Origin of the sequence: uncultured Pontibacter sp. (assembly GCF_947492645.1) — a bacterium.
GTDB lineage: Bacteria > Bacteroidota > Bacteroidia > Cytophagales > Hymenobacteraceae > Pontibacter.
Map to the genome: position 1 here is coordinate 186,773 of NZ_CANLMZ010000005.1, position 26,988 is coordinate 213,760.

Below are 26,988 nucleotides of genomic sequence, written 5' to 3' on the forward strand. Positions count from 1 at the left end.
GTACTGCCCCTACTATAATTAATATAAAATAGACTTTCAAGCACTTAATTAAAACCTGTTAAGTTTAACGTGATAATATTGCCCTGCTATACCACTACATTTAAACAAAATGTCTTCTCCAGCTAAACAAATCACCAGAACCTTCCAGCGCCAACATGACCAAAGTGACTGCGGCGTTACCTGTTTATTAAATGTTATTAAGTACCATGGCGGAAATCAAACGCTTGAAAAGCTGCGCCAGGAAAGCGGTACCAGTATAAGTGGAACTACACTCCTTGGTTTATACCAATGTGCTAGTAAAAATGGATTTGAGGTGCAGGGGGTTGAAATGGACTTTGACCACCTTAACCAGCAACAGGAGCCTGTTATACTACATGTCCTTCTCGAAAACAGATTGCAGCATTATGTTATTTGCTATGGTAAACAGCATAACTCATCTGGCAACTTCCTGATAGGTGACCCTGGTAAAGGACTTGTAGAAATGAGTGAGGAGGAATTAAGCCAGATATGGCAGAGTAAAGCTGCATTACTGTTAAAACCAAATACTGAATTTGTACATCAAAAAACTGAGCGGCAGAATAAATGGCAATGGTTTAGAAAATTGATTCAGGAAGATGTTAACATCCTTATAATCAATATTGTTTTAGGACTTGTCACTACTATTGCAAGTTTATCTACAGCAATTTTCTCTCAGAAACTTATTGATGATATCTTGCCGGCTGGAAAGCTAGACAGGTTAATTCTTGGATTAGTACTGCTGCTTATCATACTCCTATTTAAAAGTGCGCTCACTTACCTTAGGCAACATTTTGTATTGCAGCAAAGCAAAGACTTTAACGAGCGCATTACGGGTAGTTTTCTGCAGGCTCTTTTTTACCTGCCAAAGTCGTTCTTCGACCATCGCAAAACAGGCGACATGACGGCTCGGCTTAACGATACACAGCGCATCCAAAAAAACATTGCCTATGTTACAGGAACTGTATTTGTAGATATACTTGTAATTGGGGTAACGCTTACTTTCCTTTTCATCTATTCTGTACCAGTTGCGCTTCTTAGCCTTGTATTTATACCAATCATAGTATTTACGGTGCTCAAGTTTATCAACCCGATAAAAAGACAACAACAGCAGGTTATGGCTGCCTACGCCCGTACCGAAAGCAGCTACGTTGATCATATACAAGGTATAGCTACAATAAAGGAGAACAACCGCGAAAGCTTTTTTGCTAATGTAACGCAGCAAATATTCGGGCTATTTCAGACATCCTCCTTTGAGTTGGGCAAGGTGGCTAATAAGTTTATGTTTATTTCAGAGGCACTCGGTGTGGTAATGACAGTAGCTATACTTTCCTTTTCATCATACCTGGTAATTCAGGAGCAATTAAAAATTGGTGAAATGGTCGCTATTATATCAATGGCTGGAAGTTTATTACCCTCTGTGCATCGACTATCACAAACAAATCTACAAATACAGGAAGCATATATTGCCTTTGATAGAATGTATGAATTTGTATCAGTAAAGCCTGAGTTTGAACAAAAAGAATTAACAGAAAATAGACTTGATTTTAAACACTTGGATGTGCAGCGTGTTGCCTTCCGATTCCCTGGCAGAAAAGCTATTCTTCAGGACATCTCTTTTAGTTTAAGTAAAGGAGAGTTAATTGCTATACTTGGAGAGAGCGGATGCGGCAAAAGTACTACCCTGCAATTACTTCAAAGTTTCTATCATCCCGAGAAAGGCTCTATCTTGGTAAACGGAGAGAATATCAAACAATTTGATATAACTAGGTGGCGTAGTGTCATTGCTACAGTACCTCAAGACATTAAGGTATTTAATAGTACTCTATTAGATAATGTAACATTAGGAGAAGCAGTCGGATCCATACAGGAATTTCATACCTTTTGCCAAAAGTATGGCTTTGATCGTTTTTTCCTTGAGTTTCCGCAGGGATATTTAACCTTAGTAGGAGAAGAAGGCATCAATATGTCTGGTGGGCAGAAACAAATAATGGCAATTGCTCGTGCTTTGTTTAAACAACCACAGCTACTGCTCCTTGACGAGGCAACATCTGCTATGGACAGAAATACTGAGCGTTTTATACTTAATCTGCTACAGCAGCTTAAAGCTGAAATGGGAGTAGTTATAGTAACTCACCGTATCCATACTGCTAAGTCCGCTGATAGAATTTACCTTATTGAAGAAGGTGTCATTAGTGATTGTGGAAATCATGAAAGCTTAGTACAGAAAGATAATTTGTATAGCCAATCTCTAGCTGATTATATTAACTAAAAATGGTAAAAGCTTATTGAAGCACAACACACATAAAAGTCAAAGGCTCGGCAATTGCCGGGCCTTTGACTTTTATCCTAATCGAACTTAATTGCTTTTACGGGCTTAATACGGGCCACCATGGCAGCAGGTATAAGTATAGCTAGCATGGTAAGCACCAAGGTAACGACATTTAAAATCAACACCATTCCGAAGTTCCAGCTAATTGGAACGCGGTCCATATAATAGTTTTCAGGATCTAGCGGTATAAATTCGAAATAATATTGCAGCGCACAGAAACCAAGACCTATGACGTTACCCCAAAGTAGCCCTTTCAGCGTCAGACTTAATCCTCTAAAAACAAATATCTTTCTGATTTGAGCATCGGTGGCACCTACTGCTTTCAGTACACCAATCATGTTAATTCGCTCAATAATCATGATAAACACCGTAGATACCATATTGAAAGTGGCCACAAAAGTTATGAGTACCAAGAAGATAACAACATTCTTTTGCAGCAGCTTAAGCCAGTCAAAAAGTTGGGCGTGGCGGTCTGTGATTTTCTCCAGCTGCAGGTCATAATTCATTTGGTCAAACACCTGCTCTGCCACCTGGTCAATCTGGTTAAAATCTGTCAGCACTATTTCAATGCCTCCGGCAAGGGAATCAGGCCAGTTGTTCAGTTCACGTATCAGGCCAATGTCTCCGATGACGAAAACCTCGTCAAACTCCTCCAGGCCGGTATTAAAAATGCCTTTAACCTTTAGCTTGCGTGCCCGGGGCGGTGTCTGGATAAAATAGAAGATAGCCTCATCACCGATGTCCAGCTGAAGCTTTGATGCAATGGTTTGACTTAGTAGCACATCCAACGACGACGATGAATCATTGTAGGCAATCAGTTCACCGCTTTTAAGATTCTGCTGCATGGCACTCAGGTCGTAATCCCTGCCCACACCTTTCAGCACCACACCCAGTACCTCATCTTCTGTTTTGATGATGGCAGTTTTACGGGCGAACGGCTGTATTTTTTTAACTCCTACAATCGAATCTGTAAGGCCGATATTCTTGCTTATAGGTGCACCCTCGTAGGAGTTGTTCGTATCATACTTGGAAACCTGCAGGTGCGAGCCAAAGCTGAATATCTTGTCTCGTATCTCATTTCGGAAGCCTTCTAGTATAGCAAAAGACACAATCATGATAGCAATGCCTGCTGCTATGCTTATAATTGCTATTTTTGTAACCGACGATGTAAACGTGCCGGCCTGCACTTCGGATATTTTATCGGATATGTACTTGGAGATGTTCACTCGCGCTTGTTTCTAATATGCCTTAAAGATAGGTATGAATTTTGATTTATCCCTTATGACTATGACACAGCCTATGCTATTCCTTTTTACTTCGGCGGTGCTTGCCTTTAGCGCATGCACTCCTAAGCAGGCACCTGCCACACAACCTGAGACCGCACAAGTTCAAACAGAAGCTGCTGCCCCAGTAGCGAAACCGATGCAAACCGGAGCCGAACAACTTGATTTATACTTGCCAAAGCTTGCAGGTAAGCGCGTGGGCATGGTGGTCAACCAGACATCCACCATTGGCCAGACACACTTAGTTGATACTTTGCTGGCCCGTGGTGTAAAGATTACAACCATATTCGCTCCTGAGCATGGCTTTAGAGGCGATGCCGACGCAGGTGCATACGTAAAAGACGCAAAAGATACTAAAACAGGCTTGCCTATTATTTCGCTTTACGGCGCCAACAAAAAGCCGAAGGCTGAGCAAATCAAAGATCTTGATGTACTGCTGTTTGACATACAGGATGTGGGAACGCGCTACTATACGTACATCAGCACCATGCATTATGTAATGGAGGCTGCCGCCGAAAATGGAAAAGAAGTGCTTATACTTGACAGGCCAAACCCGAACGGGCACTACGTGGATGGTCCGGTACTGGAAAAAGAGCATACCTCTTTTGTAGGGATGCACCCAATTCCGATCGTTCATGGTTTAACGGTAGGCGAGCTTGCCAACATGATCAATGGCGAAAAATGGCTGGAGGGACAGCGCCAGGCAAAGATCACGGTGGTGCCTGTAGCTAACTATACACATAAAATGCCTTACTCTTTACCTGTAAAGCCATCACCTAACCTGCCAAACGATCAGGCTATCAAACTTTATACTTCCATCTGCTTTTTCGAGGGTACTGATGTGAGTGTGGGTCGTGGCACGCCAACTCCGTTCCAGGTAATTGGTAGCCCATACTATACTAAGAAGACTTTCAGCTTTAAACCTGTAAGCACGCCAGGCGCTACAAATCCTCCGCATAAGGATGTAGTTTGCTATGGCAAGGATTTAACAAATGTAGCGGTTGCAGATAAAGTTGACCTATCTTACCTGCTGGATATGTACCAGAACTCAAGCAACAAGGATAAGTTCTTTAACAACTTTTTCGAGAAGCTAGCAGGTACATCTAAGCTAAGAGAGCAGGTTATAGCTGGTAAAACCGAAGCAGAGATTAGAGCCACTTGGGAGCCAGGCCTAAGCAACTACAAGAAAATGCGCAAGCAGTACCTGATGTACCCAGACTTTGAGTAAAGTATCGTTATCATAACTCAACATTAATTTTAAAAGCAACCCTAATTTGTAACGCAGGGTTGCTTTTATACTTTATTTAACATGAAGAGAGATTTACGGATAGTTTTTATGGGTACACCGGATTTTGCCGTACCTACCCTACAAACACTTGTCGAGCATAAGTATACTATAGTAGCCGTTGTAACCGCCCCCGATAAACCAGCCGGACGCGGACAGAAAATCCACCAGTCGCCGGTAAAGGAGTACGCTGCTTCGCAGGGTATCCCGGTACTACAGCCTACTAACCTAAAGTCGGAGGCTTTTCTGGAGGAGCTGCGCAGCTACAATGCAAACCTGCAAATAATTGTGGCCTTCAGGATGCTGCCTGAAGTGGTTTGGAGCATGCCAGAGTTAGGCTCTTTTAACATTCATGGTTCACTCTTGCCACAATATCGTGGTGCGGCGCCTATCAACTGGGCTATTATCAACGGCGAGAAAGAAACAGGCGTTACTTCTTTTTTCCTGAAGCACGAAATAGATACCGGTGACCTGATTTTTCAGGAGCGGGTGCCGGTGCTTGAAGAGGATGACTTTGGCAGCATGTATGAAAAGCTAAAGCATACCGGTGCAGAGCTCGCGCTGCGTACGGTGCAGGCCATTGAAATTGGAGAAATAATAACACAGCCACAGGTAACCTCCTCTGAAACCAAGCATGCGCCCAAAATTTTTAAAGAAACCTGCGAGATTAACTGGAATCATCCGGCACAGCAGGTACGTAACTTTATTCGCGGTTTAAGCCCCTACCCTGCCGCCTGGGCCCGTTTCCAGGACAAGGCTTTTAAGATATTTAAAGTTGATGCGTTGGAGAATTCAGCTTATACTTCTGAGCCCGGCACCATCCATACCGACAATAAAACTTTCCTGCATGTGCAAACCGCTGCCGGTGCCATTTCTATACTTGATCTGCAAATGGAAGGAAAGAAACGAATGCCAATTCAGGATTTGCTGAGAGGTTATACTTTTAACGTGTAAATATGGTAAGCATTATTGTAGCCACCTCAGAGAACAATGTAATTGGCAGGGATAACCAGCTGATCTGGCACCTGCCTGCCGATCTAAAGCATTTTAAGCAGCTAACGATGGGGCACCCAATACTGATGGGCCGCAAAACCTATGAGTCAATTGGCAAACCGCTGCCAGGCCGCACTTCCATCATCATCACCCGCCAAAAAGATTTCAAGGCCGAAGGTTGCCTTGTTGCATACTCGGTGCAGGAGGCTATTATAAAAGCAAAAGAACTGGACGAGCAAGTGTATATTATTGGCGGGGCAGAGATCTACAGACAAGCTTTACCGCTAACCGATTGTATTGAATTAACAAAAATCCACCACAGTTTTGACGGAGACACTTATTTTCCTGAAATAAAGGAGCAAGAATGGCAGGTAGTGGCAGAAGAAAAGCATGATCCTGACGAAAAAAATAAGTACAGCTATACTTTCCTGACTCTTAAAAGAAAATAAGTATAAAACAGAAGAGGCCGCTACTGCTAGCGGCCTCTTCTGTTTTATACTTGGCAAGGATTAGCGCAGTATGTAAATTTTACCGTAACCGTTCTTAAACGATTTATCTCCGGTCTTATACATGTGCTTCATGCCATCGTCCACTTGGCTCATTACCACACGGTACAGGTAAACGCCATTGGCAAGTTTGTCACCGTATGCATCTGTTCCATCCCAGGCATATTCTGTTTTATTATTGCCTATCCTGATAGGGCCGATCTCTTCTTTCATGATTTCCTTTACGACCTTACCCGTCACAGTCATGATCTGTATCTTGAGATGCTCAGGCACCTGGTTACCGGTTAGGGTAAAGATAAAATTCGTTTTAGTAGAGAATGGGTTCGGGAATGGGTAGAAGTTTGTGATCTTAGACTCGTTCACTACCTCAAAGCTAATGCGGTAAGGCGACACTCCTGAAGCTCTGCCTGCCATATCACGGGCACGCACCTCTAGCGTATACTTGCCATTTTCCAGCTTCTCAGGTTTATACTCCAATCTAAAGTCATTTTTCTCATCTGCCGGGAAGTAGCGGACCTCACTTGGATTATTCATTAACGAGACATCCAGCTCGTTTCCGTTCGGATCCAAAAGAATCACAGACATAGTAGATGGGTCTTGCAGAAAAACAAAGCGGTTCTCGTCTTTCACAGTTATACTTATTAAAGGGCTAGGTGCTACCAGTTCGCCATCCAGGATATGTACGCCATCAAAAGCAACATCCATGATAGGATGCAGTTTTGGCCTTGTCGCGAACTTAACTTCGTACACATTATTAAAGTATTGCTGCTCCGGCAAAACGCGTGGGTTTACAAATATATTAAGCTTGTATTCGCCCTCTAATTGCAACGTAGAAATAGTGCGCTGGAAATTTACAGTTTCGTTTGGCCCGATAGGCTTAATTTTAAACCTCGTCACTACCGGATCTGATTTCTCTCCTGTAAGCGTTAACTCTACAGTTACAGAATCCTGGAAAGCAGTTGGTGTAAGGTTCTGAAATGCCATTGGCACAGTTATACTTCCTTTTGTGGCTTGCTCTGTAAGTATGGCTTCGCTTATGTTTACCAAATCTGGTCTGATCACGCCCTCCGGAGCTGCATCGTGGTACACAAACCATTCTCTTAATTGCGGAGCCGTTCTATCTTGTTCATCAGATAGCTGGGCCTTTAGCCTAAGCGATGGATACTCTGAAGCATTTATAGTTGACAGATCAAATATCTTTTGGGAAACCTCTTCCACTAAAACCTTTTCCTCACCTTTTGCATTAATCCCAATCAGGCTTAACTGGTAAGTGTCATCTCCATTTTTATACTTTTCGATATTATGGTGCAGCGAAGTCCATTTAAGCGCAGGACCGATGATTGTAGATGTGATGGTACCCTCTGTTTGTCTTGAGTATAGCACATCATTCATAATCACTACCTGAGACGTAATCGGTGTCGTTTCGTCAGTAACCCCTGTCTGCTCCTTAGCTGTTCCGGGCGCTGCTCCTTTCTGGCCAATAATACCGAAAGGATAACTGTTCTTCAGGTCGTTGATTAACGTTGATCCGATCTGACCAAACGCTGCTTTTTGTGCTCCCGTAAAACTCTCAAAAGGCACTTTGTTTACAGTCATGGCCACCACGTAATGCCCTTGTGGCACCGCATTTATAAAAGCGATAATCTTCTCTCTGTTGGCAGCAACATTCATGTCGCCAAATTCATAGATGTAAGGATAACTCTGACAGAAGGATGCTCCTAAGCCTTCTACTTTTTTCAAGGTTTTGTCATTGATCACAATGGCAAATATCCGCCCTGTAGCGCTACCACCTGGGTCGCTACAAGAACCTTCGAATACCCTTATGCCATCCAAGTAGATGCCGTAAGGCGAATTTGTAAATCGAAAATCGCCCCCAACTGTTTTTATTGCTATCTCCGCTTTAATCCGATCGAAATTCCAGTTTACACTTTCTTTCCCTTCGTTGGCAAGTTTACTTGTAGTTGCGGTTTTAAATTGCCCGTAGTGGCTCTGAGACCATCCGTTGCCACCGTTTGGAATAAAGCGGAATGAACTCGCAGCCCATGCCGTATCTTCGCCGGCTGCGTAAGTTGCAAACCTGGCGCGCCAGTAATATACTGTGCTGTCAGTATCAGCGGCTCCTTTGGGTAAGTTCACATCCCATGATGGCATTAACGTATAAGCTGAAGTATGGCTTTGCTTTAGCGGACTATTAAATGCTTGGGTGGTATCCAGCTCGAAGTAAAAACCCTTCGTATTGGTGTTAAGCTGAGTTGCCTGCACAGCCAACGTTACTTTGGTTGTATTCACAATACCATAGTTAGATGGGCTTAAAGCCACCAAACCGCTTATAGGGAAAAAGTGTTGAAAAGTAGCTGTATTGTTCCCTTCGTTTAATTCATCCACCGCATTTGTGCCATCCAGTTTAACCTCAAAGGAGTTCATGCCTAGTGCCGACATACCTTTGTTGTTTAGTTTTAGCCGCACTTTGCCCGCCCTCATAATCGGACCTACCTTTATTGGATCGTAGGATACAGTACTGTTGTTTGCAAGGGTTCTGGTAACAGTAACAGTTACAGAGTCAGTAATGACCTTGCCGAGGTTATTTACATTTACCGTAACAACAAACTCATCCGCAGTGGCAATTACTGTTTCGCCTGCTGGGCTAGTTACGCTAAAGCTATTATCCTTAAACAAGTAATCAGGCTTGCTCGGATTGTATACTTTAAGCGCAGGGTCGCCTTGTAAGGCCATCTCAGCTACCATGGCAGTAGCGATGTCGTTGCTTGTAGTCTGCGCTACGCGGTTTACAGTTTCCTGCTGCACCCGGCCTAAGGTAGCGCCATAAAACGCTTCTTCCTCAAACGCTACTGTGTAGAAGTATGACGAATACAAATCCAGGAAATTCATATAGCCTGCTCCCACATGAGCTATCAAAGCAATTCCCCCTTTATCAGGTGTATTTAGCCAGTCCTCGCCAAACGATACCGAGTTAGGCACATACGAGTCTCCTACGTTACAACCGTTCATCAGCATAATAGGATACTTGCCTTTGTTCTTGTAATTGTTCACCGCTGTGGAAGCATAGCCAATGTCAAGGTCTGTTGTGCCCGGAGAGCTGTGGCCAAAAAACGTGATAAGAGAAAGGCCTCTATTTACCTCCTCCGACACGTTTACTACCTCTACTACCTCACTCACATTCTGCCTATACTTCTCGGTTACAATAGCACCTAAAAGTGGTCCCTCAGCAATTTTGGCATAAGACTTTAAGTAATTGGCAATCTGGTTTATCTCTCCTACTGATTTACCGCCGCCAAGCTGCAGTATATTCTTTCGCCATTCCAGCCCATCCGGCACCGCCTCATATTCTTTGATTTTATTTAAGTAATTGATGATGTCCGTTGCTGAGGTTGCCGCGACACGCCCTATTGGCATTGTAACTTTAAAATTATTGTTGCGGTAATCCATGGCAAACATGGCATCTGAAGAAGGAGTACCGCCGGTTGGCACAAAATCCAGTAAACGCTGTGTCGCATTCCGATGGTTAATCCGATTATACTCGATGCCCTTGCCAAGTATAAGCATTTGCTTAGCAACCGAAGAAGCTGACATATGGGACACAAACCGCCTAATAGCATTAGGAGAAAATTCCCCGTAATGGTACTGGTTGATAATATCATCTATATAAACTAAAAGCGTATCATAACCTCCGCCTGCGGCTGAAGCTCTGTAAGCAGCATATTGCTTAGGAGCCGCAAGCGCACCAGCCAAACGTTTATTACTTAAGAGAATATAATTAACCAAATCCGGATTTATCGGCCGGAAAGTTACCTTTTGCGCGACGCCTGCTGGAACAAGAGCATTGGCCGTATTTGCCAGTAAGACCTTATGCGATTTGCTACCGGTTTCAATTACAAAACCTTTGCTACTACCAACAACTCTGCCCTGCACCCTTACAATATTTTCAGAATCCGTAAGGTCATAAGCCACCACCGATGAAGGAGTATTTGCAAATTCAAAGTATGGATTAACGCTTCGGGAAGAATCTGTATAAATAAACATCGACGCACCCGATAGGATATTTTTGCGGGGATAAGTTAATCGCCAATGTGATATGCTTATTTGGTTATCAGTAGTTTCATGCACATCGGGAGAGGTCCAAAGCATGAAAGTACCTGGCATAGTAATTTCAGAAAATTCTAGTGCAGCCTTTCCCGTTACAGTACCAAAGCCATCTACTTCAAAGCGCTGCAGTACTCTACCTGGAGTAGATGTTGTTCCTGTTTTAATTCCGAAATAATGTACAATGTTGTTTCTTGCATATGCACTAAAACTTACTTCTGGCTTAGGTCCGGTTGTCTCTACATTTGCAATATCACTTATCCTGAAAGCGACAGCGTTCGGAACTCTTTCAAATCTTGATGCACTACCAGACCATCCTTCGGCTTTATCCATCCAGCTCATCCGGGCAGCACCGTATACCTTGCCATTTTCATAGTTGTTCGCAAATACAGCTGTAGCCTTGTGTATGTGATACGGTTCTGGAGTTTTACCTACACTTTCAGGGTTGATTTCGCGTACGCGTTTGCCAGCTGTTGGGGCTACTGTTAAAAAATATGCAGCAGTATCTGTGTATAAGCTGTAAAGCTGATGTACCTGGTGCACAGGGTTCTTGTATAGCTCATTATCCAGGGCTCCATCGTTCCGCTCGCCGAAAAATTCAATGTAATCCTGGGGGCCTAAATTACCGTCTGCTTCTCCTGCTACATACAAAGGCACTTCTTTGCCGCGGCGGTATAACTGGATGTTGCGCGGGTCTGCCCCTGCCATACCTAATTTATCCAGGTAAGCGTAATCTAATTTATAAAGACCTGTCTGAGCTACCTTTATCTTATAATAGGTTTGATCATGCTTTATCCACTCGTTGCCATAAATTTTCTGTGCCTGCGCAGGCAGGGCAAAACTTAAGGCTCCAAGTATAAATACAAGTATAAAATGCTTCCGCATATTCGAACTGAGTACTAACTGTGTGGCTTGCTGTGTATACATTAGTTAAAAGCGTATCCGAAAGAGATGATAACCGATGAAATGCCACCACTTGAAATAGCATTAGCTTCTTTGCCGTTAATGCGGGAAAGGGCAAGGTCGAGGTTGAGGCCGTTTGTTCTGAAGCCAACCCCGAAATTAGGCTGCATGCGCTTTGCCATGCCCCCGTCAAAATTCTTCGTTTCCTGGTAGTTGTTAAGGCCTCCCCTTACAAATACTGTATTCGCATAGGCCAACTCAACCCCTACATGCGGATCCACAGACACCACATCGGACTTAAGCAGCACATTGCGCTTTCCGTCAAAAGTAAAATCAATGTCGGTGGCGATTAGAGCAGAGAATTTATCGTTGATCTGGAAGCTCTTACCGGCACCCAGTACAAGACGGGGCAATGTAAGTTCTGCGGAACTCTCAGGAAGATCGTTTCCGGTTTGCTGATATGCTTGCTCCAGAGCCTCTACGTTATGAGTCCAGGCGGTAAACGTGGTAGTGATATCTTTTGCCATAACGCCAAATTGCCAGGAGCCGCGCTTTAACTGGGCTCCCGCATCTATCCCGAAACCGTACGCATTGGCAAACTCGCCTACGTTACGGTAAATTAGCTTGGCACTAGCACCTAACTGCAAGCCTTCTATCAGATTGCTGCGGCGGGCATAGGACACAAGCATGGCATAATCAGCAACAGAAAAAAACCTGATGCTGTCATATTGAATGTAACCATACTCGTTTTGCAATCTGCGCGTGTCCGCAATGTCATCCACCCCTAGCCTGATCACAGAAACCCCCAATGCACTTTTATCATCTAGAGGCATGGCAAAACTGCCGTAATCGTTTTTGGCTATACCTGCAAACAACTCCGAATGCATCAGGGCAATATTATACTTGTACTGCAGGTTTAACAGGCCTGCTGGGTTCCAATAGCCAGCCGTAGCGTCGTCGGCAATGGCTGCCTGTACGTTACCCATGCCCAGCGCGCGTGCCCCCACGCCTATATTCAGAAACTCGTTGCTATACTTTGGTGTAGACACCTGGGCTGTAGCAGCAGCGCCAAATGCAAGCATTGCCACTACAAAACAAAATCGAAGGGTGATTTTATACATGCTCAAGAAGTAAAGATTCTTTCATACTTATCTGTTCCGGCAGGCCAGCCTGCCACTCCACAATCCAACACACCAGGTGAAAAGATGCACCTCTAACACCATTTTAAGGCATTTAGTTGACTTTTCTACTAATAATATTTTAGTCCAAAAATACAGAATTAAAATTATAGTTGCCTGCTTTGATAACTAATTAAAAAAAGGCTCGTAATTAATTTTAAACAGTACCTTGTTTTACATAGTACCTTTTAATATCTTTGCTTCATCATTATAAAAGAATCATCATGAAAGTAGAAAACACGCAAGTGCAGATGAGGAAGGGAATTCTCGAATTCTGCATACTGGAGATTATCTCTCGTGGTGAAGTATATGCGTCCGACATGTTAGAAGAGCTTACAGCGGCCAAAATGATCGTTGTGGAGGGTACACTCTACCCACTCCTCACCCGCCTGAAGAACGCGTCGCTTCTGGAATACAACTGGGTAGAATCTACATCAGGGCCGCCACGAAAATACTACAAGCTTACTGAAACCGGCACGCAGTTCCTTAACGACCTCCGCGCTACCTGGTACGAATTAGTTGACTCCACAGAATACATCATCCAAAACAAGAAAGCGCAGCAATCATGAAAAAGAATATAAGTATCAACTTGCAGGGCATGATCTTCCATATAGAGGAAGATGGTTATGAGCAGTTAAGCAGATACCTGGCTTCTATCAGAACATACTTTTCCAACTATGAAGGGCACGAAGAGATTGTAGCCGATATTGAATCCAGAATTGCCGAAATTTTTTCTGCCAGATTAAACCCCACTAAACAGGTTATCTCGCTGGAGGATGTAGAGTACCTTATCACACGCATGGGTAATGTAACAGACTTTGAAGTGGAGGAGCCAGTTGAAGAAGATATACCTAAGGCTGGCCCGGCTGCCGACGGCACTTATACAACTGGAGCGCACGCAGCACCAGGGTATAGAAAACTGTACCGCGACATCAACCATAAGGTAATAGCAGGTGTTTGCTCTGGCATCGCCAATTACCTGGGTATCGATATGGTTTGGGTTAGGCTGTTGTTTATACTTCTGGTGGTTGGCATTCCGTTCTCTGGCGGCATCACTAGCTTTGGCATTATACTTTACATTGTACTCTGGATAGCCATGCCACCAAGCGCTGCCTTGCCAGAAACCAATGTTAAAAAGCTTTTCCGCGATACTGATGATAAAAAGATAGCAGGCGTTGCTAGCGGTATAGCAAAATATTTTGGGGTAGATGTTGCCGTAGTTCGAATTCTGTTCCTGGTGTTTATATTTTTAGGAGGCTTTGGTATACTTGCCTACGTGGTACTGTGGATTGCAGTACCCGAGGCAGTTACGCTAACAGAGCGCATGCAGATGCAAGGCGACCCGGTTACATTGGCTGGTATTGAGCGTTCTTTAAAGGATAACCTGAACATGCGCGACAACAACGGCCAGGAAACACCTTTAGCAAAACTTATACTATTGCCAATCAGAATCATATCGCAGGTTTTTAACTGGCTTGGCAAATCTTTAGGGCCTATACTTGCTGTACTTATCACACTTGTAAGAATTGCAGCAGGGGTTATACTTCTGATCATTTCTATTGGCCTTACTGTCGGCTTATTTTCTGCTCTTTTCGTTGCCTTAGGCGTTGTTAATGAGTCTGAATACGCAAATTTTGGTGATTTCCCTGTATCTGTGTTTTTAGGAGGTTTTCCTACGCTTGGGCTTGTAGCCGGCTTTTTTGTAGGCCTTATCCCGCTGCTGCTGCTGATCATACTTGCGGTTAGCCTTTTGGCCAAGCGTACATTTATGCGCCCTATTGTTGGCTGGTCGATGTTTGGGGTATGGCTGGTGGCTTTATTCACCCTGATTGCCACTATCATAATGTACAGCAATAACTTCCGCAGAAGTGGCGAGGTAGTTACAAGTAAAATTATACCTGTAGCCAATTACAACACACTTGTACTTGATGCCTATGATACCGACTTAGACTTTGACAGAATTTACATTGATGTGCAGGAGCATAATGGTAATGATGTAGAAGTTATCCAACGTACTGAGGCTAAAGGCAAAACAGAAGCCGAAGCACAGCAAAATGCCCGCATGATCACGTACCAGGTAGTGCAAAAGGACTCTGTGCTGCGCTTTGACAACAGCTATGAGTTTAAAGATGGCGCAGTTTTCCGTGACCAGGAACTTGTAGTTGAGCTAAGGCTGCCAAAAAACAAGCCCCTGCGCCTAACGCGCGAGTTTACTTACCTGCTACCTACCGCCACCTTCGACGAGGACTACAGCCGCGACAAAATTGTGCGCAACACCTGGCAGGTAAAAGGCGACATGCTGGAATGCCTTACCTGTGCTTCTGATACCCTGGATACGGAAGATGGCAACTATGATGAGAGCTTCATGAATGAAGAAGCAAGTATAAGCGGAAATGTTTTGCTGAATGAAAGCGCATATGGCAGCAACACGAAAACCCTTGACTACAATGACTTTAATGCCATAGTGGTTACAGGACCTTACCACGTGCAACTTCGCCAGGGCAGCAACTACAGCGTGCGCCTTAGAGGCGATAGTGATGAACTAAATAAATTGAAGGCCAGCCTGAGAGGCGATGAGCTGCGGATTGAATCCTCAGAAAAGAACATCAACCTGTTCGGCGACCGCGAACCAGTACTCATCCAGATCACAGCCCCAAACATCAAAACAATAGATCTTTCTGGTGCCATCAAAGCCGACATAGCAGGCATCACGTCGGATAATTTGCGCATGAGCTTTGCAGGCGCCATACAGTCTAATGCAAATGTAAATGTGCGCGATTTAAGAGTTGAGATTTCGGGTGCAGCCGTAAGCAAATTCGTTGGCCGTACCGATAACTTTAAGCTAGACGCAACCGGAGCAGGTAAAGTAGATGCAGCCAGCTTAAGAGCCAACTCTGTGGATGTTGACGTAACAGGGGCTAGTGTAGCCGAAGTATATGCTGCCAACACCTTACGAGCCGATGCTTCTGGGGCAAGCCGCATCACTTATGCTGGCAATCCCAAAAACACAACTATTGATACTTCCGGCCCAAGCTCAATTAAGCGCCGTTAATAAAGTATAAAGCCTGGCTGTAATTGCAGTCAGGCTTTTAAACACCGCCTCTTAGTACAAAGTAAAACTAGCCATTTCCAGGCGCCGCAACAAAGCCATACTATGAAAAAACCTTTACTGCTCCTGCCTCTACTCCTGTTTATACTTTCCTGCTCAGGCTCACAAACTAGCAGTAGCAATAATACAAGCCAGGCAGATAATTCTGGTAAAATTCAGATCATGATGCTGGGCTCGTTACACTTTAACCAGTTTCATGATGCCGGCAAGCCCTCCTCCAATTTCTTAAGCCAGAAAAGGCAACAGGAAATTTCAGAGGTAAATGAGGTATTGATGGCTTTTGCCCCCGACATGATCATGATTGAGAGAGCTCCCGCAGAACAAGCCAGGTATGACAGCCTCTTTAAATTGCACCGGCAGGGCCAGATTAAAGTAAACGAGCTTGACGGAGGCACGGGAGAAGTGTATCAGTTTGCTTTTAAACTAGCCGGTAAGCTAAATCACGAACAGCTTTACTGTGTAGATTATGACCAGAGCACCTCACAGGGCTTATTAAACTCAGGCGATAATATAGCGCTGTTTCAGAGCGGATTGCAAAACTTCCAAAAGGTTTCCCGGGGTGTAACTGCCGATTTCATGGCTGGCAAGATGACCTTCAGAGAGTTTTTGGTCTTTTTAAACAAACCTGAAACAATTGAGCTATCCCATAGGCAATTTTATAACCTGCCGGCCTATGTACAAAATGGGGGTTTTAAGAGCTATGAAGGCCTGCAACGGAGCACTATAGATACTACGCAGATAGGGGCTGAGTTTATTTCGCTTTTTTACGAACGCAATCTGAAGATCTACTCTAACATTTTAAATGCGCAGCTTAAAAACAAAGGCAACAGAATACTGTTAATAATGGGACAGACACACATTGGTGTGCTGCAAGACATTATGAAGAATAACCCTAACTATGAAATTGTGAATGCGGGCCAATACCTGGATGTTAATTATACTAAACCAAAAGTATGAACCGTTAATGATATAGTGTTTGTTTAGTTGTTTAATGAGAGTACTGGCGAGGCTATATCTATCCCAAGATGATAGCCTCGCCTTTTTTTAAGTATAAAATTAAGACTACAGGTCTATACTTTGGTCTTCGCCTTCTGGTGCATCAGCGCCACCATATTCTACAAGCTGTGCTACTTGTAAGCCTCTCTTCTCACCCTCGCGTAGCAGGAAACTATAAGCGGCTTTAAACTCATTTTTAACCTTGCCCTCCAATATAGCTTCTGTAAGTACCTCTTTCAGTTCTCCTACAATCTTAGATGGACTCAGGTTAAAGGTTTCCATAATAACCTCACCGGTAATTACTGGCTGGAAATTGCGCAGCTTATCGCTTTCCTCCACCTCCACCAGGCGTTTCTCTACCTTATCAAAGTTTTGTAAATAGCGTTTTACCTTTGTATCGTTTTTGGAGGTAATATCAGCGCGGCAAAGTTTCATTAATGCATCAATGTCATCGCCTGCCTCAAATAAAAGCCTGCGCAACGCCGAGTCTGTTACGGTTTCTTTAACCAACGCAATGGGGCGCAGGTGTAATCTTACAAGCTTCTGCACAAACTTCATGTGCTCATTTAACGGCAGCTTCAGGTCCCGGAACAGTTTTGGCACCATGCGCGCGCCACGGTCCTCGTGTCCATGAAAAGTCCACCCTATCTTCGGGTGATAACGTTTTGTATCTGGCTTGGCAATATCGTGCATAATGGCAGACCACCGCAGCCACAAATCGTCTGACACTTCGGCTACATTATCGAGCACCTGCAGCGTGTGGTAAAAATTATCTTTATGTGAGTTGCCGTTTATCGTTTCCACGCCCTGCAACTCCACCATTTTAGGAAATATAATCTGCAGCAAGCCTGATGCAAAAAGCAATTTAAAGCCATAGCTTGGCTTCGGAGAAAGTACAATCTTGTTTAGTTCATCAATCACCCGCTCCTGCGACACGATCTTGATGCGCTCTTTATTATCGATGATGGCGTCGAACGTATCCGGATCAATGTCAAATCCTAATTGCGAGGCAAAACGGATGGCTCGCATCATGCGGAGCGGATCATCTGAGAAGGTAATGCCAGGCTCCAGAGGTGTTCGTATTAGCTGCCGCCTCATGTCCTTTATACCATCAAACGCATCTATCAAATTGCCGTAATCGTTTTTGTTCAGGCTTATACCCAGCGCATTGATGGTAAAGTCGCGGCGTTTAAGGTCGTCATCCAGCGTACCCTGTTCTACTTCTGGTTTGCGCGAGTGCTCCCGGTAAGATTCTTTTCGGGCTCCTACAAATTCTACTTCCCATTCATTGTCGCGGAGCATGGCCGTGCCAAAATTTTTAAAGATGGATACTTTAGGTTTGTGCGGAAGCTTCTGGGCTACAGCCGATGCCAGGCTAATGCCATCGCCTACACATACTACATCAATATCTTTAGAAGGCCTTTTAAGCACCAGGTCGCGCACGAAACCTCCAATCACATAGGCATCTACACCTAGTTCCGCAGCAGCCTCGGCCACTACTTCAAATATGGAATGTTCCGGTAATTTTATTTTCTCCATCAGTAAAAATCAAACACCTCAGGCTACGTTTTCGTGGCCTGAGGTGCAAAAATAAGGTTTAATTTCTAGACGAAGGACTTTTCCTCTTGAATGTACCTGACAAAAGACAATGGACATAGGAAAAATATCTAATATTATCTCCCGGCGTTTTACAATTGAGGTTGCTTTACATGCTCTTGCCCAAAGTGTCTTTTTTATCTTTTATAAAACTATCCTTGTCATGATGCCTTTAGCCAAAATTTAATCCCGAAGTATACTTTGCTTTCCATCCGGTTCTATTTTTATAATGCGCGATGGCTTCGCATCCACCGCTTCGTCTTGTCGCCAGCGCACTACGTGGTCTACCCGCTCTTTTATACTTTCAGATACATCTTTAAAGGCCGCAGCGGTACCTTGCCCGCTTATATTGGCAGAGGTAGAAACAATTGGCCTGCCCACCTGACGGATCAGACGATGACTGAACTCATCTTTCGTAATGCGTACTGCTATACTTCCATCCTCTGCAATTACTTCTTGTGGCAGGTTTTGGGCGCCCGATAACACAAACGTGGTTGGCCGCTCCTGCTCCTGTAGCAGTTGCTCCAGTTCTGCCGGCACCTCCTTCACGTAATGTTTCAGCATGTCCAGGTCAGCCATCAGCAAAATCATCGACTTGGACTCTTCGCGTTCTTTTATCTTGAAGATTTTCTTTACTGCCCGTGCGTTCTCTGCATCACAACCGATCCCCCAAACTGTATCGGTTGGGTAAAGTATAACATTGCCCAATATTATCTCCTCCTCGGCTGCCTGTATCTCTTTAACTAACTGACTCATAGCTTTAATATTTGGTTATCGGCTGCTAACTACTCGCTGTTGATGTAAAAATCTCCGGATAATTATCTTATTTCCTGCGTGAGCTCTATCAGCACGCCGTTAGCGCTCTTAGGGTGTACGAAGCAAACAAGTTTATTGTCGGCTCCTTTCTTCGGTTGTTCATTCAGAAGCGTAAAGCCTTCTTTCTTAAGCCGCTCCATTTCAGCATATATATCTTCTACCTCAAAGGCAATGTGGTGTATGCCCTCACCGCGTTTCTCTATAAATTTAGATATGGCGCTATCCGGAGTTGTTCCTTCAAGCAGTTCTATTTTTGTGCCGCCTACCTTAAAGAAAGAAGTATTCACGTTTTCTGATTCCACAAACTCGGTCTTGTATGGCTCTACCCCTAAAAGTTTAAAGTATAAACCGTTTGCTTCACTAAAATTCTTAACTGCGATCCCTATATGTTCTACGTTTTTCATTTTGAGTTTGTAATTAGTCTAAGTAAGGTTTTTTTGTTAATTTTGCATCTGATTCAAAACTAATAATTTCTTTAAACTGTTTAGGTAACAGGATAAAAGTAGAGAAAAACGATTTATATGCTAACATTACCGATATACCTGGATAACAACGCCACTACGCCGCTAGACCCCCGTGTATTGGAAGCAATGATGCCTTACATGACAAACATGTTTGGTAACGCAGCTTCCCGTAACCACCCATTTGGTTGGCAGGCCGAAGAGGCTGTTGATTATGCTCGCGAGCAGATCGCAGCACTTATCAATTGTTCTCCAAAAGAAATCATCTTTACGTCGGGCGCTACAGAATCAGACAACCTTGCCATAAAAGGTGTTTTTGAGATGTATGCCTCTAAAGGTAACCACATTATTACTGTTACTACTGAGCACAAAGCTGTACTTGATACGTGTAAGCACATCGAGAAGCTGGGCGGCAAAGTAACATACTTGCCAGTTAATGCAGAAGGCCTTATCGACCTGAAGCAACTAGAGGAAGCAATTACTGATAAGACAATCCTTATCTCCGTTATGTTTGGCAACAACGAGGTTGGTGTTATTCAGCCAATCCGTGAGATTTCTGCCATTGCTAAAAAGAACGGAATTTTGTTCTTTACTGATGCCACACAGGCAGTAGGCAAAATACCTGTGGATGTAGAGGCGGATGGCATTGACCTGATGGCTTTCTCTGCTCACAAGATGTATGGCCCTAAAGGTGTTGGTGCCCTTTACGTGCGTCGTAAAAACCCACGTGTTAAAGTAACAGCCCAGATGGACGGTGGTGGTCACGAGCGCGGTATGCGTTCTGGTACCCTTAACGTACCTGGCATTGTGGGTTTAGGCAAGGCTGCCGAAATCGCAAAGCAGGACATGGAATCTGATACCAAGCGTATTATTGCCATGCGCGATCGCCTGGAGAAAGAACTTCTTACACTAGAAGAGTCTTATGTGAACGGTTCTACAGAGCATCGCCTGCCGCATGTTTCAAACATCTCGTTTAAGTATGTAGAAGGCGAAGGCTTAATGATGGGTGTGAAAGACCTTGCAGTATCTTCTGGTTCTGCTTGTACTTCTGCCTCTTTGGAGCCGTCTTATGTGCTTAAAGCTCTAGGCTTAAGCGACGATCTGGCACACTCTTCCCTGCGTTTTGGCTTGAGCCGCTTTACAACAGACGAAGAAGTTGACTACGCAATCGATCACGTAAAAGAAGCTGTAACGAAACTTCGTGAACTGTCTCCGCTATGGGAAATGTTTAAAGAAGGTATCGATCTGGACACAATTGAGTGGGCAGAACACTAAGATAATTATGAATCAGTAATTATAGATCATGAATGGCTTTACCAGCAGGTTTATACTTTATAATTACTGATTCAATCCATAATTAGAAGTTAACAATACGTAATTAATAAAAAGCTATGGCTTATTCAGATAAAGTAATTGATCATTATAGCAACCCACGTAACGTAGGTACGCTTGATAAATCAAAAAATAACGTTGGTACCGGCCTTGTTGGTGCCCCTGAGTGCGGCGACGTAATGCGCCTTCAGATTGAGGTAGACGAGAACCAGGTGATTACTGACGCTAAGTTTAAAACATTTGGTTGTGGTTCTGCTATTGCTTCTTCTTCTCTGGCTACAGAGTGGCTGAAAGGCAAAACCGTAGACGAGGCTTTGGCTATCGATAACATGGATATTGTGGAAGAACTGGCATTGCCTCCGGTAAAAATCCATTGCTCTGTACTTGCCGAGGATGCAATCAAAACTGCCATCAACGACTATAGAATAAAGAATGGTTTACCAGCTTTAGAGCTGCCTAAGTCTCACCACTAAGAAACAGGACTCAATGGAGTCAAACACGGAAGTGCATGTAGAAAGTGCACGCATTCAGAAGCAGATTGAGAACCACTTAGGAATAGGCGGTAACAGTCTGCTTTTTGAATTCAGGCAGATTGACAACAAGCTACGCCTCGACCTGATTACGGTAAATCCTCGCCATCAGCAGTCGTTCCTGTTCCATTCAGAAACTGGTTACGACAAAGTGGATGTGCTGCGTAAAATGCTGGACTACGTTCAGAACTACCGTGACAAAGAGAGCTCATATACGGTGCAATGGATGGCCCGCGACGATAAAGAGTTGCAGACTTCATACTTTAGGGCACGTAATATGTATGAGGCACTTGATAAGTTATACTATGGCCGCGATATGAACACGATTACTGTTTTTAGTGTTGTTTTAAATCCGGTATCTTAAAAGTAAAATATTATGATCACAGTTTCAGATAAAGCAAAAGAGAAAGTTATTAGGCTTAAGCAGGATGCACAGCTGGATGATACGTTCCGTTTGCGCGCTTCTGTTGCAGGTGGCGGCTGCTCTGGCCTTTCGTACAAACTTGACTTTGATGATGAGGTTAAACCCATGGATCAGGAGTTTGAGGACAAAGGCGTAAAAGTGGTGGTAGACATGAAGAGCTTTTTATACTTAGCCGGTACCGAACTTGATTTCTCGGACGGCCTAAATGGCAAAGGCTTCTACTTTAACAACCCAAACGCTTCCCGTACCTGCGGTTGCGGCGACAGTTTCTCGGTATAAATCATACCTCATAAGTATAAAACAAGAAAGGGCTGCTAATATCTTAGCAGCCCTTTCTTGTTTTATATTTGCTATAGCTTATACTTTCTTAAAGCGCTTACTCACACGGTTGCCTTTTTCATCCTGAAGCACCAGTACATACGTGCCGCTACCTAAGTGGCCCACATGTATACTTTGCACTTTAGCGGCATCAAGCGGCACTTGCAGCACCTGCTTGCCCATCACATCAATAACAGTTGCATAGCTATACTTTTGTAAAGCTGATTGCTGAATGTTTAACGCACTTGCCGTAATAGTTGGATATACCTGTACTTCTTCTTTCGCGAATACTTTGGAAACACTTACCAGGCGGGAGTAGGTAAACTTACCATTTGTATCCACTTGTTTTAGCCTGTAGTATGACGTGCCGTTGAGCGGATGCTCATCCGTTAAAGTATAGCTGTTGGTCCGGCTCGAGGTGCCTGTACCATTAACCAGACCAATGCCCTCAAATAAATGTCCGTCAGCGCTTCGCTCAACCACAAAATGATTATTATCCTGTTCAGAGGCCGTTTTCCAATGAAGCTCTACTCTATTTTTGTTTGGAGTGGCTGTAAAACTCATAAGCTCAACGGGCATTATAATTGGTCCTGAGTTGGCATCGGTTCTCCAATTCAGCGAGAAATCGTCTATAGCCAAACCATGATCGGCTTCTGGTTCATCCGCATCTTTCCAGCGCAGCATGATATAAGACCCAGCGGGTATTGTAACCGGCAAAGTATGGAAAAGCATTTTGCGATTGGCAGCGGCATTTCCATCTAAGGCCATGCCAGCTGTAAAATATATGGGAGAGAAAAAGGTTAATTCCGGCACCTGGGTCCACCCTTTGTCGCCGGAGGGCCAGAGGTTAAAGGCGTTTTTATCACTACTAATGGCATACCAAAACGTAATGTGGTGTATGCCTGTTGTTCTATTGCCGGTTCGCCATTGCTCCCCTACGTAACTTAGGTCAAGAGCAGAGATAGTGCTACCCGTGTTGTTTTGAAGCAACAAGCCGTAAGCAAACTCTCCTGCATTACTTGAGCCCAGCGCACCAAGTGCTCTATCTGTAGCATTTGAAGAGCCATAGTTAAAAAGGTTACCTGTATTACTTGTGCCTGGGTTTACAACCAATGTATTCAAATCGGTGCGTATACCATCCTTGATTAGCTCTGTTTTGGTGCGGTGCAATCTCCAACCGGCAAAGTACTCGGTGCCGCTTGCCCAAACACCATCTTCCTTAACAGGAAAACCATCAAAATTCTGGCTGTAATGGGTGTTATACTTTCCCATACTAACCTGTGCGGCAGCGGCAGAACTAAAGAGAAAACCAACAGCTAAAACACACCCGAAAATCTTTTGAAACAGCGTAAATTTGTACTTCATACCTTGGAAAGAAAGACTGACTCTGATTAAAATTTGGCAATCAATTATTTGTAGAATTATTGCTCCAACTTCAAGTTTCCTTCTAAAGTTCAACTTATTAAGTATAATTAGTAAAAAAGTACAATGTTATAACAGTAATAAAAAAGGGGCTGGCTTCTGTATCGAAACCTGCCCCTTTTTTATTTTAAAGTATAGCTTATACTTCTTGATTCTGCTTAAAACAGCAGGGAATATAAGGCCTTACATCAATTCTGCTAATTCAAGCCATCTGAACTCCTTTTCTTCCAGTTGCTCATCAATACTTTTAAGCTCTGTAGAGAGGGATTTGATAGTTTCATGGTCTGTGGCAGTACCGCTGTTCATTACTTCGATGATTTCGTTCTTACGGGTTTCCAGTTGCGCAATCTCCTGTTCCAGTCGCTCGTACTCCTTCTTTTCCTGGTAAGAGGCTTTTCGTTTTTCGTTGGGCTGCTCTACCTTTTTTTCAGCAACCGGAGCCGCGATGGGCTTGGTTTCCTGCTCCTGCTTTTCCTGTTCTTTTAACCACTCACGGTAATCGGTGTAGTTGCCCGGGAAGTTGCGGATTTTGCCATCACCCTCAAATACAAATAGGTGCTCTACCAGCCTATCCATAAAATAACGGTCGTGGCTTACAATCAGCAGGCAGCCGCCAAAGTTCAGCAGGAAGTCCTCCAGTATATTTAGGGTAATAATGTCAAGGTCGTTCGTGGGCTCATCCAGAATCAGGAAGTTCGGGTTTTTAATGAGCACGCGCAGTAGCTGCAGACGGCGCTTCTCCCCTCCGCTTAGCTTACTTACAAATGTGTACTGCTGCGGCGGCGCAAACTGGAAATGCTGCAAAAACTGGCTCGCCGTAATCACCTCTCCGTTTGCCATCTCCACCACCTCTGCAATCTCTTTTACAATATCGATTACGCGTTGGTCAGCTTTAAAAACCAGTTCGTCCTGGGTGTAATAGCCAAAAACAGTTGTTTGGCCGGCATCAATCATACCTGCATCTGGCGTAAGATTGCCCACCAGCATGTTCAGGAACGTGGATTTACCTGCGCCATTTGGCCCGATTATACCTATGCGGTCTTTCTTCTTAAATACATAGCTAAAATCGTCTACTATCTTTTTATCGCCGAATGATTTAGAGATATGCTCTACTTCAATAATTTTACCGCCCTGCCGTGTAGTTTTTACTGATAGCTCCAGTTGTGGGGCTGCTGTTTTCTTGGCGGCTTTCTCTTTTAATTCTTCAAAAGCATCTACTCTATACTTGGCTTTGGTGCCGCGTGCTTTTGGCATTCTCCTGATCCACTCCAGCTCTTTGCGCATCAGGTTGCGGGCCTTCTCGGTTTCGGCGGCGGCGTTTTCTTCACGCTCAGCTTTTTTCTCTACAAAGTAGCTGTAGTTGCCTTTGTAAGTATAAATCTGTCCGTTATCGAGTTCAGCAATTTCGTTTGCTACTTTATCCAAAAAGTAACGGTCGTGGGTAACCATCAGCAAAGTAGAGTTCTGGGTGCTTAGCAATCCCTCCAGCCACTCAATCGTGTCCAGGTCCAGGTGGTTGGTTGGCTCATCAAGTATCAGCATGTCCGGCTCTTCAATCAGCACACGGGCCATAGCCACACGTTTGCGCTGCCCACCCGAAAGATGCTTTATTTTAGCATCCAGGTTATTAATGCCCAGCTTGGATAAAATCTGTTTTACCTTTACTTCAAAATCCCAGGCCTGCAATTCGTCCATGCGCTCCATCAGGTTCTGCATTAGTGCTGCGTCGGTGTCTGGGTTAGCAATGGCTGCTTCGTACTGGCTAATCAGCTCCAGCGTCTCGTTCTGCATCGAGAAGATGTTCTGGTGTACCGTCAGGTCTTCCTCAAACTCCGGATTCTGGCCAAGGTAGCCTATGCTTATTTCTTTGCGCACGCTCACGCTGCCTTCGTCCGGGGGCAGTTTTCCTGACAGTACGTTAAGCAAAGTAGTTTTTCCGGATCCGTTTACGCCTACCAAAGCCACGCGCTGGCCCTGGCTAATGCCGAAACTAAGGTTTTTGAAAAGCCAGCGTTCGCCAAAGCTTTTCGATATATTATCTGCTGATAGGTAATTCATAAAGCAAATTTAGGGATTAATATCCAGAGAGGCAGGCAAAAATAAAACAGGCTGACCAAAAGGCCAGCCTGCTATTTTACATGTAAACTTCTAAATTAAATTATGGCATTGGATCCTGGTGTGCGTGCTGTGTATTGTAAGCTTTGCTAGGCACACGGTGTGTCGTAAGCGAAGCCAGTATGGAGAATATACCACCAACTAAGTGCGGCATATATACCATCTCATCAAAATTAAACAGCCAAGGCGATAAGGCCAGAATTACACCAAGTCCGAAATCCAGCATCAAGTGCGACTGCATCGGAATTTTACGAACAAGGCCAACCTCAAAATCTGTAAAAACAGTTTGGGCCAGTACAATTATACCGGCGGCTACCATTATCCAGGTAGCAGATGCTACATCTGAAAAGTCAAACAGCCACGGCGATACTATAAATAGTAATCCCACTACATAGTCCAAAATACCATGAAAGCGAGTTGGAATAAATCTCATTACAATCCTCCTTTCTAATTGTTAATACAATTAACTTATACGAGACAAAAAAGAAGGGGTGCAATAAGAGTACAATTTTTTTAGGAAAAACTTAGTCTGCAACTACCACAGTACGTGCTATATAATCGTGTAGCATTTGGCTGCGCCTTGTGGTAAGTATAAGTAAAAAGCCCAGAAAAATTGGCAAAGCAGAAAGCAGCTTGGAGAAGTAACGAAGGTTTGCCTGTGCAAAACTGATGCGCTTGCCCCGCAAATCGGTGACTTTAAGCCCAAGTGTAAATTTGCCGATAGTGGCTTGCTTAGGAGAAGACTCGAGTAAAGTATAATAGAGCCAGTGCAGTACTGGAAGGTAAATATTGAAAAAGAGCATTTTAACAACAACCATTACCTCACTTAAACTAAAGCTGCCGTCACTCATTAAATCTTTCCAGGTATAGAGTTGCTGAGACTCTCCTGATGTAGAGTATAAAATAATCGTATACCAAAAAACAAGAAGCGATGTATCTACTAAAAAAGAGACAAATCGGGTTGCAAGGCTGCCATACAGAGAGGTCCGTTTTACGGTTGGGTTAGGTATGGTAAGTGCTGACTGCATAAGGGCTCCTGTTAGTGTTGAGAGTTAAGTATAGATTTACCAGATACACGTTTATCACCTTTGGCAGGCTGGCATAAAGCATATGCCAGTTGTGGAGTAGATTTAGCTAAATTTATAATTTTGTTTTTAAACGCCAAAAAATTAAACAAAATAAACATGATGCTTTACAAATTGCAATATGCCATTCTTGATTATAACTTAAATAGCATAACTTTCATTCAATACCCTACTTTTTTCAGGTGAAC

General features: G+C 43.8%; 21 protein-coding genes. 11 read left to right on the plus strand and 10 right to left on the minus strand.

Translation table 11 applies throughout. From position 1 onward, the window contains the following. The first annotated feature begins 109 nt into the window (after positions 1–109). Positions 110–2,287, plus strand: coding sequence for a peptidase domain-containing ABC transporter (locus Q1A23_RS06155; RefSeq protein ID WP_299821020.1), 2,178 nt, complete (start codon positions 110–112; stop codon positions 2,285–2,287). 77 nt (positions 2,288–2,364) lie between these two features. Here Q1A23_RS06155 and Q1A23_RS06160 read toward each other — a convergent pair whose 3' ends face one another. After that, positions 2,365–3,573 carry an FtsX-like permease family protein gene (locus Q1A23_RS06160; protein ID WP_299821022.1) on the minus strand — a complete coding sequence of 403 codons (1,209 nt, stop codon included), beginning with the start codon at positions 3,571–3,573 and terminating at the stop codon, positions 2,365–2,367. A gap of 73 nt (positions 3,574–3,646) precedes the next feature. On the opposite strand from Q1A23_RS06160, the gene Q1A23_RS06165 reads away from it, so the two are divergent. The 3 genes from Q1A23_RS06165 to Q1A23_RS06175 all read left to right on the plus strand — a co-directional run bounded on the left by Q1A23_RS06165 (position 3,647) and on the right by Q1A23_RS06175 (position 6,357). Then, the gene (locus Q1A23_RS06165) at positions 3,647–4,858 is read left to right on the plus strand and encodes a DUF1343 domain-containing protein (protein WP_299821024.1); all 1,212 of its coding nucleotides are present in this window, start codon (positions 3,647–3,649) and stop codon (positions 4,856–4,858) included. An 81-nt stretch (positions 4,859–4,939) separates the two neighbouring features. After that, complete coding sequence (gene fmt, locus Q1A23_RS06170; RefSeq protein ID WP_299821027.1) at positions 4,940–5,869, plus strand: methionyl-tRNA formyltransferase; 930 nt, start codon at positions 4,940–4,942, stop codon at positions 5,867–5,869. 2 nt (positions 5,870–5,871) lie between these two features. Further along, positions 5,872–6,357 (plus strand): dihydrofolate reductase, encoded by a 486-nt coding sequence (locus Q1A23_RS06175; protein ID WP_299821030.1) that lies wholly within the window; start codon positions 5,872–5,874, stop codon positions 6,355–6,357. Positions 6,358–6,417: 60 nt separating this feature from the next. Here Q1A23_RS06175 and Q1A23_RS06180 read toward each other — a convergent pair whose 3' ends face one another. Beyond that, entirely contained in the window at positions 6,418–11,442 is a 5,025-nt protein-coding gene (locus Q1A23_RS06180; RefSeq protein WP_299821032.1) for a C25 family cysteine peptidase, read from the minus strand. Then, entirely contained in the window at positions 11,442–12,539 is a 1,098-nt protein-coding gene (locus Q1A23_RS06185; protein WP_299821034.1) for a PorV/PorQ family protein, read from the minus strand. Before Q1A23_RS06185 ends, Q1A23_RS06180 begins: the two co-directional genes overlap by 1 nt. 281 nt (positions 12,540–12,820) lie before the next feature. Between Q1A23_RS06185 and Q1A23_RS06190 the strand changes: the two genes are divergently transcribed. The 3 genes from Q1A23_RS06190 (at position 12,821) to Q1A23_RS06200 (ending at position 16,662) form a co-directional block, all read left to right on the plus strand. Then, positions 12,821–13,165 carry a PadR family transcriptional regulator gene (locus tag Q1A23_RS06190; RefSeq protein ID WP_299821037.1) on the plus strand — a complete coding sequence of 115 codons (345 nt, stop codon included), beginning with the start codon at positions 12,821–12,823 and terminating at the stop codon, positions 13,163–13,165. After that, the gene (locus Q1A23_RS06195) at positions 13,162–15,648 is read left to right on the plus strand and encodes a PspC domain-containing protein (protein WP_299821040.1); all 2,487 of its coding nucleotides are present in this window, start codon (positions 13,162–13,164) and stop codon (positions 15,646–15,648) included. The genes Q1A23_RS06190 and Q1A23_RS06195 overlap by 4 nt, the downstream gene beginning before the upstream one ends. Before the next feature lie 102 nt (positions 15,649–15,750). Further along, positions 15,751–16,662 carry a DUF5694 domain-containing protein gene (locus Q1A23_RS06200; protein WP_299821043.1) on the plus strand — a complete coding sequence of 304 codons (912 nt, stop codon included), beginning with the start codon at positions 15,751–15,753 and terminating at the stop codon, positions 16,660–16,662. A gap of 105 nt (positions 16,663–16,767) precedes the next feature. On the opposite strand, the gene Q1A23_RS06205 is transcribed toward Q1A23_RS06200, so the two are convergent. The 3 genes from Q1A23_RS06205 to mce all read right to left on the minus strand — a co-directional run bounded on the left by Q1A23_RS06205 (position 16,768) and on the right by mce (position 19,517). Next, positions 16,768–18,240 carry an HD domain-containing protein gene (locus Q1A23_RS06205; protein WP_299821046.1) on the minus strand — a complete coding sequence of 491 codons (1,473 nt, stop codon included), beginning with the start codon at positions 18,238–18,240 and terminating at the stop codon, positions 16,768–16,770. Between the two features lie 240 nt (positions 18,241–18,480). After that, positions 18,481–19,053 carry an L-threonylcarbamoyladenylate synthase gene (locus tag Q1A23_RS06210; RefSeq protein WP_299821049.1) on the minus strand — a complete coding sequence of 191 codons (573 nt, stop codon included), beginning with the start codon at positions 19,051–19,053 and terminating at the stop codon, positions 18,481–18,483. 62 nt (positions 19,054–19,115) lie between these two features. Then, positions 19,116–19,517, minus strand: coding sequence for a methylmalonyl-CoA epimerase (gene mce, locus Q1A23_RS06215; RefSeq protein ID WP_299821052.1), 402 nt, complete (start codon positions 19,515–19,517; stop codon positions 19,116–19,118). Positions 19,518–19,634: 117 nt separating this feature from the next. Here mce and Q1A23_RS06220 point away from each other — a divergent pair, with 117 nt between their 5' ends. From Q1A23_RS06220 to Q1A23_RS06235, 4 genes are all read left to right on the plus strand, one after another. Continuing rightward, entirely contained in the window at positions 19,635–20,849 is a 1,215-nt protein-coding gene (locus tag Q1A23_RS06220) for an IscS subfamily cysteine desulfurase (RefSeq protein ID WP_299821055.1), read from the plus strand. A 116-nt stretch (positions 20,850–20,965) separates the two neighbouring features. Continuing rightward, complete coding sequence (iscU, locus tag Q1A23_RS06225; protein WP_299821058.1) at positions 20,966–21,379, plus strand: Fe-S cluster assembly scaffold IscU; 414 nt, start codon at positions 20,966–20,968, stop codon at positions 21,377–21,379. A gap of 13 nt (positions 21,380–21,392) precedes the next feature. Beyond that, a complete protein-coding gene (locus tag Q1A23_RS06230; RefSeq protein WP_299821061.1) occupies positions 21,393–21,800 on the plus strand; it encodes a hypothetical protein in 408 nt (135 codons plus the stop codon). Positions 21,801–21,812: 12 nt separating this feature from the next. Next, on the plus strand, positions 21,813–22,139 hold the full coding sequence (locus Q1A23_RS06235; protein ID WP_299821064.1) for an iron-sulfur cluster assembly accessory protein: 327 nt from the start codon (positions 21,813–21,815) through the stop codon (positions 22,137–22,139). Positions 22,140–22,217: 78 nt separating this feature from the next. Here Q1A23_RS06235 and Q1A23_RS06240 read toward each other — a convergent pair whose 3' ends face one another. From Q1A23_RS06240 to Q1A23_RS06255, 4 genes are all read right to left on the minus strand, one after another. After that, on the minus strand, positions 22,218–23,543 hold the full coding sequence (locus tag Q1A23_RS06240; RefSeq protein WP_299821067.1) for a T9SS type A sorting domain-containing protein: 1,326 nt from the start codon (positions 23,541–23,543) through the stop codon (positions 22,218–22,220). 240 nt (positions 23,544–23,783) lie between these two features. Next, complete coding sequence (locus Q1A23_RS06245) at positions 23,784–25,658, minus strand: ABC-F family ATP-binding cassette domain-containing protein (RefSeq protein WP_299821070.1); 1,875 nt, start codon at positions 25,656–25,658, stop codon at positions 23,784–23,786. Positions 25,659–25,758: 100 nt separating this feature from the next. After that, positions 25,759–26,148, minus strand: coding sequence for an SPW repeat protein (locus Q1A23_RS06250; protein ID WP_299821073.1), 390 nt, complete (start codon positions 26,146–26,148; stop codon positions 25,759–25,761). Positions 26,149–26,239: 91 nt separating this feature from the next. Continuing rightward, positions 26,240–26,743 (minus strand): RDD family protein, encoded by a 504-nt coding sequence (locus tag Q1A23_RS06255; RefSeq protein ID WP_299821076.1) that lies wholly within the window; start codon positions 26,741–26,743, stop codon positions 26,240–26,242. Positions 26,744–26,988: the final 245 nt, after the last annotated feature.

Excerpts from the sequence above, each read along its gene's own strand:
- Q1A23_RS06155 (WP_299821020.1), top strand. The coding sequence starts at position 110 with ATGTCTTCTCCAGCTAAACAAATCACCAGAACCTTCCAGCGCCAACAT.
- Q1A23_RS06165 (WP_299821024.1), top strand. The coding sequence starts at position 3,647 with ATGCTATTCCTTTTTACTTCGGCGGTGCTTGCCTTTAGCGCATGCACT.
- fmt (WP_299821027.1), top strand. The coding sequence starts at position 4,940 with ATGAAGAGAGATTTACGGATAGTTTTTATGGGTACACCGGATTTTGCC.
- Q1A23_RS06175 (WP_299821030.1), top strand. The coding sequence starts at position 5,872 with ATGGTAAGCATTATTGTAGCCACCTCAGAGAACAATGTAATTGGCAGG.
- Q1A23_RS06180 (WP_299821032.1), bottom strand. The coding sequence starts at position 11,442 with ATGTATACACAGCAAGCCACACAGTTAGTACTCAGTTCGAATATGCGG.
- Q1A23_RS06185 (WP_299821034.1), bottom strand. The coding sequence starts at position 12,539 with ATGTATAAAATCACCCTTCGATTTTGTTTTGTAGTGGCAATGCTTGCA.
- Q1A23_RS06190 (WP_299821037.1), top strand. The coding sequence starts at position 12,821 with ATGAAAGTAGAAAACACGCAAGTGCAGATGAGGAAGGGAATTCTCGAA.
- Q1A23_RS06195 (WP_299821040.1), top strand. The coding sequence starts at position 13,162 with ATGAAAAAGAATATAAGTATCAACTTGCAGGGCATGATCTTCCATATA.
- Q1A23_RS06200 (WP_299821043.1), top strand. The coding sequence starts at position 15,751 with ATGAAAAAACCTTTACTGCTCCTGCCTCTACTCCTGTTTATACTTTCC.
- Q1A23_RS06205 (WP_299821046.1), bottom strand. The coding sequence starts at position 18,240 with ATGGAGAAAATAAAATTACCGGAACATTCCATATTTGAAGTAGTGGCC.
- Q1A23_RS06210 (WP_299821049.1), bottom strand. The coding sequence starts at position 19,053 with ATGAGTCAGTTAGTTAAAGAGATACAGGCAGCCGAGGAGGAGATAATA.
- mce (WP_299821052.1), bottom strand. The coding sequence starts at position 19,517 with ATGAAAAACGTAGAACATATAGGGATCGCAGTTAAGAATTTTAGTGAA.
- Q1A23_RS06220 (WP_299821055.1), top strand. The coding sequence starts at position 19,635 with ATGCTAACATTACCGATATACCTGGATAACAACGCCACTACGCCGCTA.
- iscU (WP_299821058.1), top strand. The coding sequence starts at position 20,966 with ATGGCTTATTCAGATAAAGTAATTGATCATTATAGCAACCCACGTAAC.
- Q1A23_RS06230 (WP_299821061.1), top strand. The coding sequence starts at position 21,393 with ATGGAGTCAAACACGGAAGTGCATGTAGAAAGTGCACGCATTCAGAAG.
- Q1A23_RS06235 (WP_299821064.1), top strand. The coding sequence starts at position 21,813 with ATGATCACAGTTTCAGATAAAGCAAAAGAGAAAGTTATTAGGCTTAAG.
- Q1A23_RS06240 (WP_299821067.1), bottom strand. The coding sequence starts at position 23,543 with ATGAAGTACAAATTTACGCTGTTTCAAAAGATTTTCGGGTGTGTTTTA.
- Q1A23_RS06245 (WP_299821070.1), bottom strand. The coding sequence starts at position 25,658 with ATGAATTACCTATCAGCAGATAATATATCGAAAAGCTTTGGCGAACGC.
- Q1A23_RS06250 (WP_299821073.1), bottom strand. The coding sequence starts at position 26,148 with ATGAGATTTATTCCAACTCGCTTTCATGGTATTTTGGACTATGTAGTG.
- Q1A23_RS06255 (WP_299821076.1), bottom strand. The coding sequence starts at position 26,743 with ATGCAGTCAGCACTTACCATACCTAACCCAACCGTAAAACGGACCTCT.